The following is a 15,004-nucleotide window of genomic DNA, read 5'->3' as shown; positions in this document are numbered from 1 at the left end:
CGCTACATCGTGATTGGTCACAACCGATACGATTTCGCTTCGAATGCACGCTGTATCAGTGCTGGAGACAACATGGACTTTGCGAATTCAGCGGCAGCGCGCACGGCGCTCTACCGCACGATGGTGCGCATCCGCGCCTTCGAGAACGCTGCCGAGACGGCCAGCCAGGGCGGCGTGAGCGCCTATGGCCAGCAGGCCGCCGGCGCTGCCAAGGTGCGTGGGCCGCTGCACCTTTCCACCGGCCAGGAGGCCGTGCCGGCCGGCGTCTGCGCCCACCTCGCCCCGGCCGACTACCTCACCTCCACCCATCGCGGCCACGGCCACACGCTGGCCAAGGGCGCCGACCTGGGCCGGATGATGGGCGAGCTCTTCGGCAAGGCGACCGGCTTCAACGGCGGCAAGGGCGGCTCGATGCACATCGCCGACTTCTCGGTCGGGATGCTGGGCGCCAACGGGGTGGTCGCGGCCGGGCTGCCGATCGCCGTGGGCGCGGCGCACGCGCAGAAGCTCCAGAAGAAGGACGCGATCACAGTCTGCTTCTTCGGCGACGGGGCGATCAACCGTGGGCCTTTCCTCGAAGCGCTCAACTGGGCCCGCGTGTACGAGTTGCCGGTGCTCTTCGTCTGCGAGGACAACCGCTGGAGCGCCACCACCGCGAGCGGCCCGATGACCGCCGGCGATGGCGCGTCGGCACGCGCCGAGGCCATGGACATCGCGGCGACGCAGGTCGACGGCAACGATGTGTTCGCGGTGCATGCCGCGGCCGGCAGGCTGGTCGCCGAAGTGCGCGCCGGCAGCGGACCGCGCCTGTTGCACGCCCTCACCTACCGCGTGAAGGGGCATGTGTCGGTCGACCCGGCCGCCTACCGCGATCCGGCCGAACTGGCAGCGGCGCTCGAAACCGATCCGATCGCGCATGCCCGCGCGCAACTGATGGCCGATGGCATCGCCGCCGCCACGCTCGCGGCAATCGAGAACGAGGCGCATGCGGAAGTCGAGGCCGCGCTCGCCGCCGCGGACGCCGCGCCCTGGCCCGACGCCAGCGCCGCATTCACCGACGTGCAGACCACCGGAGCCGGCCAATGGATATGACCACCGACATGGCGGGCGGCCGCGCGGCACCCGCACCGACCGTCACGCAGGAACTCAGCTACGCGGAGGCCGCCGTGCTGGCGGTACGGCGCGAGATGGAAGCCGATCCGAATGTGGTCGTGCTGGGCGAGGACGTCGGCCGAGGCGGCATCTTCGGGCAATACAAGGGCCTGCAGGACGCCTTTGGCGCGGAGCGCGTGATCGACACGCCGATCTCCGAGGCCGCGATCATGGGCGCCGGGGTCGGCATGGCGCTCGCGGGCCTGCGTCCGGTGGTCGAGATGCGCGTGGTCGACTTCGCGCTGTGCGGCATGGACGAACTGGTCAACCAGGCCGCCAAGAACCGCTTCATGTTCGGCGGCCAGGGGCGCGTGCCGCTGGTGGCCCGCATGCCCGGTGGCATCTGGGACTCTTCGGCGGCGCAGCATTCGCAATCGCTCGAAGCCTGGTTCGCCCATTTGCCGGGCGTGGTGGTGGTGTGCCCGTCGACGCCGCAGGACAACTACGCGCTGCTGCGCGCGGCGCTGCGGTGCGGCGATCCGGTGGTCTACATCGAGCACAAGACGCTGTGGGGCGTGCGCGGCGAGGTGGATGAAGGCGTGGAGGTCGCCCTGGGCAAGGCGGCGCATGTCCGCCGGGGCGACGCGCTCACGCTGGTGAGCTGGGGCAAGCAGATGCACACGTGCATCGCCGCCTGCGACGCGCTGGCGGCCGAAGGCATTGCAGTCGACCTCATCGACCTCCGCACGCTCTGGCCCTGGGACCGCGAGACGGTGCTCGCATCCTGCAGCCGCACCGGGCGCCTGCTGGTGGTCCATGAAGCAGTGCAGGCGGCCGGCTTCGGTGCGGAAATCGCCGCGACCGCGGCCGAGGCGACGGGCTGCCGCGTCGCCCGGCTGGGGGCGCCGCGCATTCCCGTCGGCTATGCGCCGGTGCTGGAGGCGCAATCGCGCGTGAGCATCGAACAGATCATGAAGGGCGCCAGGGCGCTGCGGGGATGAACACGGGGCTGGAAGACTCGGTCTTCTTCAAGCTGGTCCGCGTCGTCAACCTGACGGCGCGCCCCTTCCGGCAGCGCGTGGGCCGGCAGCACCAGCTCACGCTCAACGAGTGGCGGGCGATGGCCGCGCTGGGCGCGCAGCCCGGGCTCACGGCCACGCAGGTCGCCGATCTCACCGGGCTGGACAAGATGGCGGTCAGCCGCGCGCTGGCCGGGTTGCAGCGCCACAAGCGTCTGCACCGCCACGAGGACCCGACCGACCTGCGCCGCAGCAGGCTCTACCTGAGCAGCATCGGCAAGGCGCTGTACGCGACGGTCAGCCTGCAGGCACGGGAGCGCGAGTCGGAGCTTTTCGCCGGCGTCGATCCGGCGGAGCTGGAGGCGATGAACGCCACGCTCGACAAGCTGATCTCGTCGGTGGCCGGGACGGTCGAGTGCGGCGCGCCGGCCTGAGCGGGGCGCGCCCGGGGTTTCCACCCGCGCCGCGCGGTACGCTTCACCTGTAAAAACAGACGCACCGAGCCGGCGCCCGGCCGCCTCATTCACAGGAATTCCAGCATGACCCACTCCCCCCTCGTCCGTCGCCGCACCGCGCTGACCCTCGCCGCAATCGCGGCCCTGGCCCTTGCCGCGGGGCAGGCGGCGGCGCAGACCAGTTGGCCGACCAAGCCCGTTCGCATCGTCGTGCCATTTGCGCCGGGCGGTACGACCGACATCCTTGCGCGCGCCATCGCGCCCGAACTGTCCAAGGCCTTCGGCCAGCAGTTCATCGTCGACAACCGCGCCGGCGCCGGCGGCAACGTGGGCGCCGAGATCGTGGCGAAATCGCCCAACGACGGCTACACGCTGCTCATGGGCACGGTCGGCACGCATGGCATCAACCGCGCGCTGTACCCCAAGCTGCCCTTCGACCCCATCAAGGACTTCGCGCCGATCACCCTGGTCGCCGCCGTGCCGAACGTGATGGAAATGAACGTCGACAAGGCCAAGGCGCTCGGCATCAACAACGTCGCCGACTTCGTGAAGTACGCCAAGGCCAACCCCGGCAAGCTCAACATGGCGTCGAGCGGCAGCGGCACCTCCATCCACCTGGCCGGCGAACTCTTCAAGACAATGACCGGCAGCTACATGACGCACATCCCCTACCGCGGATCGGGCCCGGCGCTGCTGGACCTGGTGGGCGGCAACGCCGACGTGATGTTCGACAACCTGCCGTCGTCGATGCAGCAGATCAAGGGCGGCAAGCTCAAGGCGCTGGCGGTGACCAGCTCGCAACGCTCACCGGCGCTGCCTGATGTGCCGACGGTCGAAGAAGCCGGCGGCCCCACCCTCAAGGGCTACGAGGCCAGCTCGTGGTTCGGCCTCCTGGCCCCCGCAGGCACCCCGCCGGACATCATCAACCGCATCCAGCAGGAAGTCGCGAAGTCGCTGGGCACGCCAGCGATCAAGGAAAAGATGGTCGCCCAGGGCGCCATCCCCAGCGGCAACACCCCCGCCGAATTCGCCAAGCTGATCGACAGCGAACACGCCAAGTGGGCAAAAGTGGTCAAGGCGTCCGGAGCAAAGGTCGACTAAACCCGCGGCGCACCGAGCGCCCCAATTCGTGAGCCGCAGCGGAACCGGCTCAGCCGGGCCGCCCGCGGCGCCCCCTGCAAGGGGGTAGGCGAAGCGACACGAAGTGCGCGAAGCCTGGGGGTGGGCTCAAACCTCCCAGACGACATCCTTGCCGTCGGCCAGGGAGTCCTTGAGCATGTGCAGCAAGGGGGCCGCACGCTGGCGCAGGCCGATGTGCTGCTTCTCGGCATCCTCGTCATGCCCTTCGACCGCATAGGAATCCGCGTTGTGCGCGTTGCGGCCTTCGTTCGCCATGGCCGCTTCCAGCGCCGCGATGGCTGCCGGCATTTGCTCGCCGGTGATGACGCCCTTGGGCGCCGGCGTCTTGCCGATGATGTCGAACAGCTGGCGCGCATGCACCTCGAGCATCACGAAAGGGGGAGTCGCCCGAGATTGGAATCGATACAGCATGGTGCCTCACTCACTTGTAGATGTGGTCGCGAACAAAAGGGTACTCCGATTGTGAGCCACGCATCGGACGGCCCTCGACTGCGCCGTCCGGCCGGGTGGCCAGCATCTGGTGCAGCGAGATCCAGCCCTGCTCGAAGCTCATCGCCGACCCGGCCAGGTAGAGCCGGTACGCGCGCAGGATGCGCTCGGCGTTCTCGCCCTGCCGGCCGCCACTGCGCTTGAGCACGTCGCGCGCCGCATCGAGCTGCGATTCGAGCGCGTCGGACCAGGCCCACAGCGTTCGCGCATAGTGCGGCCGCAGGTTTTCGGTATCGACCATTTCGAGGCCCGCCGCCGCGGTCTCGCGCAGGACATGGGTCACGTGCAGGAGTTCACCGCCCGGGAAGATGTACTTCTCGATGAAGTCGCCCATGCCGGCGCCGAGTTGCTGGTAGTTGAGCTGGCCCGAAGTGATGCCGTGGTTCATCACCAGACCGCCGGGCGCCAGCAGCGCATGGATCGTGCGGAAGTAGGTCGGCATGTTGGCGCTACCCACATGCTCGAACATGCCGATCGACGAGATCTTGTCGTAGGGCCTGTCGGTCTCGAGCTTGCGGTAGTCGCGCAGTTCCACGCGCACGCGACCCTGCAGCCCTTTTTCCTCGATCAGGCGCTGAACGTGAGCATGCTGGTTCTTCGACAGCGTGATGCCGGTCGCGTCGACGCCGTAGTGTTCCGCCGCCCACATCAGCAGTGCGCCCCAGCCTGAGCCGATGTCGAGATAGCGCTCGCCCGGCTTCAGCATGAGCTTGCGGCAGATGTGGTCGAGCTTGGCCTCCTGCGCCTGCGCGAGCGTCATGTCCAGCTCGCGGAAGTAGGCGCAGGAGTACACGCGCCGCGGATCGAGCCACAGCGCATAGAAGTCGTCGGAGACGTCGTAGTGGAACTCGATCTGCGCCGCGTCCTTGCCCAGCGAGTGCGACCCGCGTGACTTGGCACGACGCTGCATCCGGCTCCACCAGCCGGTGTTGGTCTCCGCGGGATTGCCGGGCAGCAGGCCGGCCGCTGCGTCGAAGAGGTCGCGCATGGCCCCCTCGATCTGGACGCGGCCTTCGACGTAGGCCTCGCCGATGGCGCCGATCTGTCGCCCCGCCAGCTTGGCGAGCGCCGACCATTCATTGAAAGCAAGTGTGACGCGTGATCCGGGCTTCGCCACCTGCCGGCCGTCGGGCAATTGCAGCGTGATGGGCACAGACAGAGAGGAAAGCTGGGACTCGATCTTCGGAATCAGGCTTTGCATGGGTTCATTTTTGCCACCGCGGACAGCCCCCGTCAACTGGCCCCCGCCGCGCAATCCAGGGCTCGCCCGGGTTGACATCAGATTGTTTATGTCTAAACTATTTATCCATGAATAGCTTCACTCCGAACCTTCAGCGCATCCTGTGCATTGGCGGCGGCCCTGCGGGGCTGTACTTCGCATTGCTGATGAAGGCCCGCCAGCCGGGTCTCGAAGTCACCGTGATCGAGCGCAACCGCCCGTTCGACACCTTCGGCTGGGGCGTGGTGCTCAGCGATCAGACGCTGGCCAACCTGGCCGCGGCAGATGCCGACACGGCCGCCATCATCGGGCGGGAGTTCCACCACTGGGACGACATCCAGGTGTTCTTCAAGGGCCGGCAGGTGCGCTCCGGCGGCCATGGCTTCTGCGGCATCGGGCGCAAGCGGCTGCTGAACATCCTGCAGGAGCGCTGCCTCGCGCTCGGCGTGAAGCTCGTGTTCGAAACCGACGCCACGGACGACCAGGCGCTGGCCGAGCAATACAACGCCGACCTCGTGATCGCCAGCGACGGCCTCAACAGCCGCATCCGCCAGCGCTACGCGGAGGTGTTCGAGCCCGACGTCGACCTGCGGCAATGCCGCTTCGTCTGGCTCGGCACGAACCAGACCTTCGACGCCTTCACCTTCGCCTTCGAGCAGACCGAGCACGGCTGGTTCCAGGCCCACGCCTACCAGTTCGACGACAAGACATCGACCTTCATCGTCGAAACGCCGGAGGCGGTCTGGCAGGCACACGGCCTCGACAAGATGGAGCAGCCGGAAGCGATTGCCTTCTGCGAGAAGCTCTTCGCGAAATACCTGGACGGCCATTCGCTCATCAGCAACGCCACGCACCTGCGCGGCTCGGCCAACTGGATCCGCTTTCCGCGCGTCGTCTGCAAGCACTGGACACACCGCGTCAGCGTCAACGGCAAGACCGTGCCGGTGGTGCTGATGGGCGATGCGGCACACACCGCGCACTTCTCGATCGGCTCGGGCACCAAGCTCGCCCTGGAGGATGCGATCGACCTGGCGAACGAGTTCGCCGGCGGCGGCGACATCGACCACGTGCTCGAGGCCTACGAGGCACGCCGCAGCGTCGAGGTGTTGAAGATCCAGAATGCAGCGCGCAACTCGACCGAATGGTTCGAGAACGTGCCGCGCTACACCGGCATGGAGATCGAGCAGTTCGCCTACTCGCTGCTCACGCGCTCGCAGCGCATCAGCCATGAGAACCTGCGTCTGCGCGACACCGAATGGCTGGGCGGCTACGAGCAATGGCTGTCCGGCGGCAAGGCGTTGCCCCCCATGCTCATGCCGCTGACCGTGCGCGGCCTGACGCTCAAGAACCGAATCGTCGTGTCGCCCATGGCAACCTACAGCGCGGTCGACGGCGTGCCTCAGGACTTCCTGCTCGTGCACCTCGGCGCGCGCGCACTCGGCGGCGCGGGCATGGTCTTCGTCGAGATGACCAGCCCAACGCCCGAAGGCCGCATCACGCCGGCCTGCACCGGGCTCTACAACGACGCGCAGTCCGCGGCCTTCAAGCGCATCGTCGATTTCGTGCACACGCAGTCGAGCGCGAAGATCGGCATGCAGCTCGGCCACAGCGGGCCCAAGGGTTCCACGCAAGTGGGCTGGGAAGGCACGGACGAGCCGCTGCCGGAAGGCAACTGGCCGCTGCTGGCCGCCAGTGCGCTGGCCTACGGCGAGCAGAACCAGCTGCCCGCGCAGATGACGCGCGCCGACATGGACCGAATGCGCGACCAGTTCGTCGAATCCACCCGGCGCGCCGCCGAGGCCGGATTCGACTGGCTGGAGCTGCACTGCGCGCACGGCTACCTGCTGTCGTCCTTCATCAGCCCGCTCACCAACCTGCGAACCGATGAGTACGGCGGCGACATCGACAACCGCTGCAGCTATCCGCTCGAAGTCTTCCGGGCGATGCGTGCCGCGTGGCCCGCGGACCGGCCGATGAGCGTGCGCATCTCGGCCCACGACTGGGCGCCGGGCGGCAATACCGATGCCGATGCGGTGGCCGTTGCGCGCGCCTTCAAGGACGCAGGCTGCGACTTCATCGACGTGTCGTCCGGCCAGACGACGCGGGCAGCAAAGCCCGTGTACGGGCGCATGTACCAGACGCCCTTTGCGGACCGCATCCGCAACGAGGTCGGCATCTCCACGATCGCGGTCGGCGCCATCACGGATGCCGACCAGGCCAACAGCATCATCGCGGCCGGGCGCGCCGACCTGTGCGCGATCGCCCGCCCGCACCTGGCCGACCCGGCGTGGACGCTGCACGAAGCCGCCAAGCTGCAGAACCGCGACGTCGACTGGCCCAAGCAATACCTGAGCGGCCGCGACCAGATGTACCGCGAGATTGCCAAGCAGCAGCAACTCGCGGCAGCCCTGGCAGCCGCACCGCGCGTTCCCGAAGAGGAGCAATAGCATGGACCTCGAAGCGCGCGCCCACAGCGAACACCCGGACGAGTTGCGGCTCTGGCTGCGCCTGCTGACCTGCACGCAGCTGATCGAGAAGCAGGTGCGCAACGAATTGCGCGAGCAGTTCGCGACCACCCTCCCCCGCTTCGATCTCCTGTCGCAGCTGGAGCGTTCGCCCGACGGCCTGAAGATGAACGAGCTGTCGCGCCGCATGATGGTCACGGGCGGCAACGTCACCGGCATCACCGATCAACTGGTGATCGAAGGACTCGTGGAGCGCGTGAATGTCGCAGGCGACCGGCGCGCCTGGCGCGTGCGCCTCACGGCGCGCGGCCGCAAGCTCTTCAATGACATGGCGCAGCAGCACGAGGCGTGGATCTGCGATGCGTTCTCGGCGCTGAATCCGAAGGAAATCGCCCAGCTGCACAAGCTGCTCGGCAAGGTCAAGCAACACTCACATCAACAAATGGCGGAGACCCTATGAAGCACTATATCGGCGCGGACAGTCCTATGCGCGCGCAGTTCGAACCCAAGGCCGGCTACGTGGCCGAGCATTTCTCGTGGTCCTTCGACGCTGGCGTCGGCACGATCACGCTGAACCGGCCCGAGCGCAAGAATCCGCTGACTTTCGATTCGTACGCCGAGCTGCGCGACCTGTTCCGCGCGCTGAGCTTCGCGACCGACGTGAAGGCCATCGTCGTCACCGGCGCCGGCGGCAACTTCTGCTCCGGCGGCGACGTGCATGAAATCATCGGCCCGCTCACGCGCATGCGCATGCCCGAACTGCTGGAGTTCACGCGCATGACGGGTGATCTGGTGAAGGCCATTCGCCACTGCCCGCAGCCGATCGTCGGTGCGATCGACGGCGTGTGTGCCGGCGCCGGCGCGATGATTGCGCTGGCCTGCGACCTGCGCTACGGAACGCCCTCGACGCGCACCGCGTTTCTCTTCACGCGCGTCGGGCTGGCGGGCGCCGACATGGGCGCCTGTGCGCTGCTGCCTCGCATGATCGGCCAGGGCCGTGCGTCCGAGCTGCTCTTCACCGGCCGCGCTATGACGGCGCAGGAAGGCCACGCCTGGGGCTTCTTCAATGCGCTGCACGAGAGCGACGCACTGCTGGCCGCAGCCACGGCGACGGCCCGCGATCTCGCGGAAGGCCCGAGCTTTGCGCACGGCATGACCAAGACCATGCTGTCGCAGGAGTGGTCCATGACCATCGACCAGGCCATCGAAGCCGAAGCGCAGGCCCAGGCGATCTGCATGCAGACCGAGGACTTCAAGCGCGCCTACGAAGCTTTCGCCGCCAAGCGCAAGCCTGTGTTCGGGGGGGACTGATCCATGGCTGCATCTGCTGTCGACCCCTCCACGGCGCATCTCGCGCTGCCCTTCTTCGACGACGCGCATCGCGCGCTCGCACGTGACCTGTTGCCCTGGGCCTCTGCGCAGTCGGTCGACGAGCGCGACGACCGTGCCGCTTGCCGCGACTGGGTCCGGCGCCTCGGCCAGGGCGGCTGGCTGCGCTATTGCGTGCCGGCCGCGTCGGGCGGTGCGCTGGACCGGCTCGATTCGCGCGCCCTGGTGCTGCTTCGCGAAACCCTCGCCTTTCACTCGCCACTGGCGGACTTCGCGTTTGCGATGCAGGGTCTGGGCAGCGGGGCGATCACGCTGGCAGGCACGCCGGAACAGCATTCCGGCTACCTCGCACCGGTGGGTCGCGGCGAGAAGATCGCGGCTTTCGCGCTCAGCGAACCCGATGCGGGGTCAGACGTCGGCGCGATGGCGATGCGCGCCGAAGCCACTGCGGACGGTTGGCGCCTGACGGGCGAGAAGACCTGGATCAGCAATGGCGGCATCGCCGACTTCTACTGCGTGTTCGCAAAGACCGATCCCGGAGCCGGATCGCGCGGCATCACGGCCTTCATCGTCGATGCGACGACGCCGGGACTCGACACCTCCGGCCACATCGAGGTGATGGCGCCGCACCCGCTGGCGACCCTGCGCTTCGACGGCTGCACCGTGCCGCGCAGCGCGCAGCTGGGCGAGTTGAACGGCGGCTTCAAGCTGGCGATGCGCACGCTCGACATCTTCCGCGCCTCCGTCGCCGGCGCCGCGCTCGGCATGGCCCGGCGCGCGTTGTCCGAAGCCATCCAGCACGCGCAGAAGCGCAAGATGTTCGGCCAGACGCTGGCCGACTTCCAGCTCACGCAAGCCAAGCTCGGCGAGATGGCCGCGCTGATCGACAGCGCCGCGCTCCTGACCTACCGCGCCGCCTGGATGCGCGACGACAGCGAACGGCGTGGCGAGCCCGCCGTCGGCGACCTCACTGCTGCCGCGGCCATGGCCAAGATGTGCGCCACCGAGAACGCTAGCCGCGTGATCGACATGGCGCTGCAGATGCACGGCGGCCTCGGCGTGAAGGTCGGGACCAAGGTCGAGAGCCTTTACCGCGATATCCGCTCGTTGCGCATCTACGAAGGCGCAACGGAAGTCCAGCAACTGATCATTGGCAAGGCCGTCCTGAGGAACAAATGACCCCAAGCGCGCAGATCGATCGCTTCGTGCATGACCGGCTGCCGCCGGCGGATCAGTTGCCGATCTTCCGGTACGACCTGCCTGAGCTCCGCTTGCCGGACCAGCTGAACCTGGTGGAGGAATTGCTCGACAAGGCCCCGTCGAAGGGCTTCGGCGACAAGCTGATGCTGCGCTCGCCGGGCCGGACGCTCACCTACGCCGAGGCCGCGGTGGAAGTCGACCGCATCGCCCAGGTGCTGACCGAAGACCTGGGCCTCGTTCCCGGCAACCGCGTGCTGCTGCGCGGCGGCAACTCGATCGCGATGGCGCTGGCGTGGCTCGCGGTGGTCAAGGCCGGGCTGATTGCGGTCGCCACCATGCCGCTGCTGCGCGCCAAGGAACTGGGCGACATCATCGAGAAGTCGCAGCCGGTGGTCGCGCTGTGCGAGGGCAAGCTGCTCGACGAACTGCGGACGGCGCAACAGGCGCATCCGGTGCTCGCGACGATCGTGGCGTTCAATCTGCCGGAAGCTTCCGACGCATTGGAAGCACGCGCTGCCGCCAAGAGCGGTGTCTTCAAGGCCTGCCCGACAGCGGCCGACGACATTGCGCTCCTGGCCTTCACCTCGGGCACCACCGGCAAGCCCAAGGCGCCGGTGACGACGCACCGCGACGTGCTCGCGATGTGCCAGACCTGGCCGCGCCATATCCTGCGGGCCCGCAGCGACGACATCGTGATCGGTTCGCCGCCGCTGGCGTTCACCTTCGGGCTGGGCGGGCTGCTGATCTTCCCGATGTGGGCTGGTGCCTCAGTGTATTTTCACAACGCGCCGTACACGCCGGAGACCATGGTCAACGTCATCCGCGACATCGGCGCCACCATTTGCTACACGGCACCCACGTTCTACCGGCAGATGGCGGCCTTCGCGAAGGCTGCCGGCGTGCCGAGCCTGCGCATCAGCGTGAGCGCCGGCGAAGCCCTGCCCGATGCGACACGCCAGCTCTGGAAACAGGCCACCGGGATCGAGATGCTGGACGGCATCGGCGGGACCGAGGTGTTCCATATCTACATCTCGGCGGCCGGCGACGACGTCCGCCGGGGCGCCGTAGGCAAGGCGGTGCCGGGCTTCACCGCGAAGATCGTGGACGACGAGGGCAACGAGGTGCCGCGTGGCACGGTCGGCAGGCTCGCCATCGTCGGGCCGGTCGGTTGCCGCTACCTCGACGACCCGAGGCAAGCCGACTACGTCCGCAACGGCTGGAACTACCCCGGCGATGCGTTCGTTGAGGACGAGGACGGCTATTTCTTCTACCAGTCGCGCGCCGACGACATGATCGTCACGGCGGGCTACAACGTGGGCGGCCCCGAGGTCGAGGATGCGCTGCTGAAGCACCCGGCTGTCGCCGAATGCGGCGTGATCGGCAAGCCCGACGAAGAGCGCGGGATGATCGTCAAGGCGTTCTGCGTCCTCAAGCCCGGCCACACCGGCGATGCCGTACTCGTCAAGGCGCTGCAGGATCACGTCAAGGCGACCATCGCCCCTTTCAAATACCCCCGTGAAGTTGCATTCGTAGCCAGCCTGCCGCGCACCGAAACCGGGAAACTCCAACGATTCAAACTGAGGCAATTGACATGATGAAATTCTTGCAGCCCCCTGGCTGGATGCCCCCCAAGGGCTACGCAAACGGTGTTGCAGCGCGCGGCACGATGGTGTTCGTCGGAGGCCAGATCGGGTGGAACGGGCAGCAGCAGTTCGAATCCGACGATTTCATCGAACAGACGGGCCAAGCCCTGCGCAATATCGTCGAGGTGTTGCGTGAAGCCGGCGCGGGACCTGAGCACATGGTCCGCATGACGTGGTACATCGTGGATCGCGATGAATACAACCGGCGTCTGGGCGAGCTTGGCGGTGTCTACCGCGAGGCCATGGGAAAGAACTTCCCGGCGATGACGTGCGTGCAGGTGGCGGCGCTGGTGGAAGCGCGGGCCAAGGTCGAGATCGAGGTTACCGCGGTGGTTCCGGATCCGGACTAACCCCCAGGCTTCGCGCACTTCGTGTCGCCGCGCCCACCCCCTTGCCGGGGGCAATGCTGGCGGGCCGGCGAAGCCGGATCCGCGGCATTTCTGAATAGGGAAATCGGCGGGGCGACTTTTGGGTGGAGTGAAAAACAAAAAAGCCCACCGAAGTGGGCTTTTTTTAATCGACGACTTTTTATCGCCGTGAATTTGGTTGCGCGAGCAAGATTTGAACTTGCGACCTTTGGGTTATGAGCCCAACGAGCTACCAGGCTGCTCCATCGCGCGGCAAGATGGAATTATAGCTTATTCTGCGGCGTTTTGCTCGTCGGCAGAAATTTCTGTCACTTCAGGACGGTCGACCAGTTCGACCAGAGCCATCGGTGCGTTGTCGCCGACGCGGAAACCCATTTTCAGGATGCGGGTGTAGCCGCCCGGACGTGCCTGGAAGCGCGGGCCGAGTTCGCCGAAGAGCTTCACGACGCTGTCGCGGTCGCGCAGGCGGTCGAATGCGAGGCGCTTGTTGGCAACCGTGGGCTTCTTGGCCAGCGTGATCATCGGTTCGATGACGCGGCGCAGTTCCTTGGCCTTGGGGACCGTGGTCTTGATGACTTCGTGCTCGATGAGCGAATTCATCATGTTTTGCAGCATCGCAAGGCGGTGCGAGCTGGTGCGGTTGAGTTTGCGGAGTCCGTGTCCGTGACGCATGGTGCTTTCCTTTACTTTATAAAAACAGGCAGCCGTGTCAGGTACTGCCTGGTGCACTGCGGCCCTCGCGAGCCGCTAAAAAATCAACGCTTGTCGAGGCCGGCCGGCGGCCAGCTTTCGAGCTTCATGCCCAAGGTCAGGCCGCGGGAGGCGAGCACTTCCTTGATTTCGTTGAGCGACTTGCGACCCAGGTTCGGGGTCTTGAGCAGCTCGTTTTCGGTGCGCTGGATCAGATCACCGATGTAATAGATGTTCTCGGCCTTCAGGCAGTTCGCAGAACGGACCGTGAGTTCGAGTTCGTCGACCGGGCGCAGCAGGATCGGATCGAATTGCTGGGCGCTACGCGGTGCGGGAGCGTCGAACGCAGCGAGTTCGCCGCCTTCGAGCTGCGCGAACACAGCCAGTTGCTCAACCAGGATTTTAGCCGAAGCGCGGACTGCGTCTTCAGCCGTGATCGCGCCGTTGGTTTCGATTTCGACCAGCAGCTTGTCCAGGTCGGTGCGCTGCTCGACGCGGGCGCTTTCAACCGTGTAGCTCACGCGCTTGACGGGCGAGAACGAAGCGTCCAGGACGATACGGCCGATCGACTTGGTCGGCTCGTCCGCATAGCGGCGCATCGTGCCGGGCACGTAGCCACGACCCTTTTCGACCTTGATCTGCATGTCCAGCTTGCCGCCTTGCGACAGGTGGGCAATCACGTGGTCCGGATTGATGATCTCGACGTCGTGCGGCGTCTGGATGTCCGATGCCGTGACCGCGCCTTCGCCGTCCTTGCGCAGGCTCAGCGTGACTTCATCGCGGTTGTGGAGCTTGAACACCACGCCCTTGAGGTTCAGCAGAATGTTGACGACGTCTTCCTGCACCCCATCGATCGACGAGTACTCGTGCAGAACGCCGGCGATCGTGACTTCGGTGGCCGAATAGCCGACCATCGACGACAGCAGAACGCGACGCAGTGCATTGCCAAGCGTGTGGCCGTAGCCGCGCTCGAACGGCTCGAGCGTCACCTTGGCCTTGTTGGCCGCGAGTTGCTCGACCTGGATGGTCTTGGGTTTCAGCAGGGTGGTTTGCATGCAGACTTCCTCTCAATACCCCCGGCTCGTTACACCGGTAAGGCTGGTGAAGCACCTGACCCGCAGCAAAGTGCGGGGCAGGAACGTGAACAAAAATATCGGCCCGCACCCATGGGTGCGAGCTGAAAAATCAACGCGAATACAGTTCGACGATCAGCGATTCGTTGATGTCGGCTGCGAATTCGTCGCGATCAGGAACCTTCTTGAAGGTGCCTTCGGCCTTGTCGGCATTCACTTCGACCCAAGCCGGGATACCGACTTGCTGGGCCAGTTGAAGCGCCTCGGCAATGCGGGTCTGCTTCTTCGACTTGTCGCGCACGGCGATCACGTCGCCGGTCTTGACCAGGTACGACGGGATGTTGACCGACTGGCCGTTCACCGTGATCGCCTTGTGCGACACCAGCTGGCGTGCTTCAGCGCGGGTCGAGCCGAAGCCCATGCGATAGACGACGTTGTCCAGGCGCGATTCGAGGATGAACAGCAGATTCGCGCCGGTGTTGCCACGGCGGCGATCGGCTTCTTCGAAGTAGCGGCGGAACTGCTTCTCGAGCACGCCGTACATGCGCTTGACCTTCTGCTTTTCGCGCAGTTGCAGACCGAAGTCAGACGTGCGCTGACCCGAGGTGCGGCCGTGCTGACCGGGCTTGGAGTCGAACTTGGCCTTGTCCTGGATCGAGCGACGGGCGCTCTTCAGGAACAGGTCGGTGCCTTCGCGGCGGGAGAGTTTGGCCTTGGGGCCGAGATAGCGTGCCACTTGATCTTCCTTCTGTGTCATCTACCGCACTTGGGTGCGGGAGCCGTCAGCGGCGTGCCGACAGCGGTGGGCTTGTTGAAAAAACA

15 protein-coding genes and 1 tRNA gene are annotated in these 15,004 nt (G+C 66.4%); 10 read left to right on the top strand and 6 right to left on the bottom strand.

Annotated elements, in window-relative coordinates:
* Window positions 1-72 precede the first annotated feature (72 nt).
* The 4 genes from QTH90_RS28510 (at window position 73) to QTH90_RS28495 (ending at window position 3,667) form a co-directional block, all read left to right on the top strand.
* Window positions 73-1,092 (top strand): thiamine pyrophosphate-dependent dehydrogenase E1 component subunit alpha, encoded by a 1,020-nt coding sequence (locus QTH90_RS28510; RefSeq protein ID WP_286667933.1) that lies wholly within the window; start codon window positions 73-75, stop codon window positions 1,090-1,092.
* Complete coding sequence (locus QTH90_RS28505; protein WP_286667975.1) at window positions 1,089-2,093, top strand: alpha-ketoacid dehydrogenase subunit beta; 1,005 nt, start codon at window positions 1,089-1,091, stop codon at window positions 2,091-2,093. The genes QTH90_RS28510 and QTH90_RS28505 overlap by 4 nt, the downstream gene beginning before the upstream one ends.
* Entirely contained in the window at window positions 2,090-2,545 is a 456-nt protein-coding gene (locus QTH90_RS28500) for a MarR family winged helix-turn-helix transcriptional regulator (protein WP_286667932.1), read from the top strand. The genes QTH90_RS28505 and QTH90_RS28500 overlap by 4 nt, the downstream gene beginning before the upstream one ends.
* 105 nt (window positions 2,546-2,650) lie before the next feature.
* Window positions 2,651-3,667: a Bug family tripartite tricarboxylate transporter substrate binding protein gene (locus tag QTH90_RS28495; RefSeq protein ID WP_286667931.1), complete on the top strand. Its 1,017-nt coding sequence runs from the start codon at window positions 2,651-2,653 to the stop codon at window positions 3,665-3,667.
* A gap of 126 nt (window positions 3,668-3,793) precedes the next feature.
* On the opposite strand, the gene QTH90_RS28490 is transcribed toward QTH90_RS28495, so the two are convergent.
* Window positions 3,794-4,117, bottom strand: a complete 324-nt coding sequence (locus QTH90_RS28490) for a DUF1840 domain-containing protein (protein WP_286667930.1) — start codon at window positions 4,115-4,117, stop codon at window positions 3,794-3,796.
* 10 nt (window positions 4,118-4,127) lie between these two features.
* Window positions 4,128-5,396 carry a class I SAM-dependent methyltransferase gene (locus QTH90_RS28485; protein ID WP_286667929.1) on the bottom strand — a complete coding sequence of 423 codons (1,269 nt, stop codon included), beginning with the start codon at window positions 5,394-5,396 and terminating at the stop codon, window positions 4,128-4,130.
* A 107-nt stretch (window positions 5,397-5,503) separates the two neighbouring features.
* Between QTH90_RS28485 and QTH90_RS28480 the strand changes: the two genes are divergently transcribed.
* From QTH90_RS28480 to QTH90_RS28455, 6 genes are read left to right on the top strand one after another with little or no spacing between them, the layout of a single operon-like run.
* The gene (locus QTH90_RS28480) at window positions 5,504-7,861 is read left to right on the top strand and encodes a bifunctional salicylyl-CoA 5-hydroxylase/oxidoreductase (RefSeq protein ID WP_286667928.1); all 2,358 of its coding nucleotides are present in this window, start codon (window positions 5,504-5,506) and stop codon (window positions 7,859-7,861) included.
* Between the two features lies 1 nt (window position 7,862).
* On the top strand, window positions 7,863-8,339 hold the full coding sequence (locus QTH90_RS28475) for a MarR family winged helix-turn-helix transcriptional regulator (RefSeq protein WP_286667927.1): 477 nt from the start codon (window positions 7,863-7,865) through the stop codon (window positions 8,337-8,339).
* Window positions 8,336-9,190 carry an enoyl-CoA hydratase family protein gene (locus QTH90_RS28470; RefSeq protein WP_286667926.1) on the top strand — a complete coding sequence of 285 codons (855 nt, stop codon included), beginning with the start codon at window positions 8,336-8,338 and terminating at the stop codon, window positions 9,188-9,190. The genes QTH90_RS28475 and QTH90_RS28470 overlap by 4 nt, the downstream gene beginning before the upstream one ends.
* 3 nt (window positions 9,191-9,193) lie before the next feature.
* On the top strand, window positions 9,194-10,387 hold the full coding sequence (locus tag QTH90_RS28465) for an acyl-CoA dehydrogenase family protein (protein ID WP_286667925.1): 1,194 nt from the start codon (window positions 9,194-9,196) through the stop codon (window positions 10,385-10,387).
* Entirely contained in the window at window positions 10,384-12,003 is a 1,620-nt protein-coding gene (locus QTH90_RS28460; RefSeq protein ID WP_286667924.1) for an AMP-binding protein, read from the top strand. Before QTH90_RS28465 ends, QTH90_RS28460 begins: the two co-directional genes overlap by 4 nt.
* Window positions 12,000-12,401 carry a RidA family protein gene (locus QTH90_RS28455; protein ID WP_286667923.1) on the top strand — a complete coding sequence of 134 codons (402 nt, stop codon included), beginning with the start codon at window positions 12,000-12,002 and terminating at the stop codon, window positions 12,399-12,401. Before QTH90_RS28460 ends, QTH90_RS28455 begins: the two co-directional genes overlap by 4 nt.
* Before the next feature lie 193 nt (window positions 12,402-12,594).
* On the opposite strand, the gene QTH90_RS28450 is transcribed toward QTH90_RS28455, so the two are convergent.
* The 4 genes from QTH90_RS28450 to rpsD all read right to left on the bottom strand — a co-directional run bounded on the left by QTH90_RS28450 (window position 12,595) and on the right by rpsD (window position 14,918).
* Window positions 12,595-12,671, bottom strand: a tRNA-Met gene (locus QTH90_RS28450).
* Window positions 12,672-12,689: 18 nt separating this feature from the next.
* Window positions 12,690-13,091, bottom strand: coding sequence for a 50S ribosomal protein L17 (rplQ, locus tag QTH90_RS28445; protein ID WP_286667974.1), 402 nt, complete (start codon window positions 13,089-13,091; stop codon window positions 12,690-12,692).
* Window positions 13,092-13,174: 83 nt separating this feature from the next.
* Entirely contained in the window at window positions 13,175-14,164 is a 990-nt protein-coding gene (locus QTH90_RS28440) for a DNA-directed RNA polymerase subunit alpha (protein ID WP_028250818.1), read from the bottom strand.
* Between the two features lie 130 nt (window positions 14,165-14,294).
* Window positions 14,295-14,918: a 30S ribosomal protein S4 gene (gene rpsD / locus QTH90_RS28435; protein WP_126838170.1), complete on the bottom strand. Its 624-nt coding sequence runs from the start codon at window positions 14,916-14,918 to the stop codon at window positions 14,295-14,297.
* Between the last annotated feature and the right edge of the window lie 86 nt (window positions 14,919-15,004).

Origin of the sequence: Variovorax flavidus (genome assembly GCF_030317145.1) — a bacterium.
GTDB lineage: Bacteria > Pseudomonadota > Gammaproteobacteria > Burkholderiales > Burkholderiaceae_C > Variovorax > Variovorax flavidus.
The sequence above is the reverse complement of the archived record's forward strand: the minus strand, read 5'-3'. Positions and strand labels throughout refer to the sequence as shown.

Coding starts and splice junctions, on each gene's coding strand:
- QTH90_RS28475 (WP_286667927.1), top strand. CDS start 7,863: ATGGACCTCGAAGCGCGCGCCCACAGCGAACACCCGGACGAGTTGCGG.
- QTH90_RS28465 (WP_286667925.1), top strand. CDS start 9,194: ATGGCTGCATCTGCTGTCGACCCCTCCACGGCGCATCTCGCGCTGCCC.
- QTH90_RS28490 (WP_286667930.1), bottom strand. CDS start 4,117: ATGCTGTATCGATTCCAATCTCGGGCGACTCCCCCTTTCGTGATGCTC.
- QTH90_RS28480 (WP_286667928.1), top strand. CDS start 5,504: ATGAATAGCTTCACTCCGAACCTTCAGCGCATCCTGTGCATTGGCGGC.
- QTH90_RS28505 (WP_286667975.1), top strand. CDS start 1,089: ATGACCACCGACATGGCGGGCGGCCGCGCGGCACCCGCACCGACCGTC.
- QTH90_RS28440 (WP_028250818.1), bottom strand. CDS start 14,164: ATGCAAACCACCCTGCTGAAACCCAAGACCATCCAGGTCGAGCAACTC.
- QTH90_RS28485 (WP_286667929.1), bottom strand. CDS start 5,396: ATGCAAAGCCTGATTCCGAAGATCGAGTCCCAGCTTTCCTCTCTGTCT.
- rplQ (WP_286667974.1), bottom strand. CDS start 13,091: ATGCGTCACGGACACGGACTCCGCAAACTCAACCGCACCAGCTCGCAC.
- QTH90_RS28510 (WP_286667933.1), top strand. CDS start 73: ATGGACTTTGCGAATTCAGCGGCAGCGCGCACGGCGCTCTACCGCACG.
- QTH90_RS28500 (WP_286667932.1), top strand. CDS start 2,090: ATGAACACGGGGCTGGAAGACTCGGTCTTCTTCAAGCTGGTCCGCGTC.
- QTH90_RS28470 (WP_286667926.1), top strand. CDS start 8,336: ATGAAGCACTATATCGGCGCGGACAGTCCTATGCGCGCGCAGTTCGAA.
- QTH90_RS28495 (WP_286667931.1), top strand. CDS start 2,651: ATGACCCACTCCCCCCTCGTCCGTCGCCGCACCGCGCTGACCCTCGCC.
- QTH90_RS28460 (WP_286667924.1), top strand. CDS start 10,384: ATGACCCCAAGCGCGCAGATCGATCGCTTCGTGCATGACCGGCTGCCG.
- QTH90_RS28455 (WP_286667923.1), top strand. CDS start 12,000: ATGATGAAATTCTTGCAGCCCCCTGGCTGGATGCCCCCCAAGGGCTAC.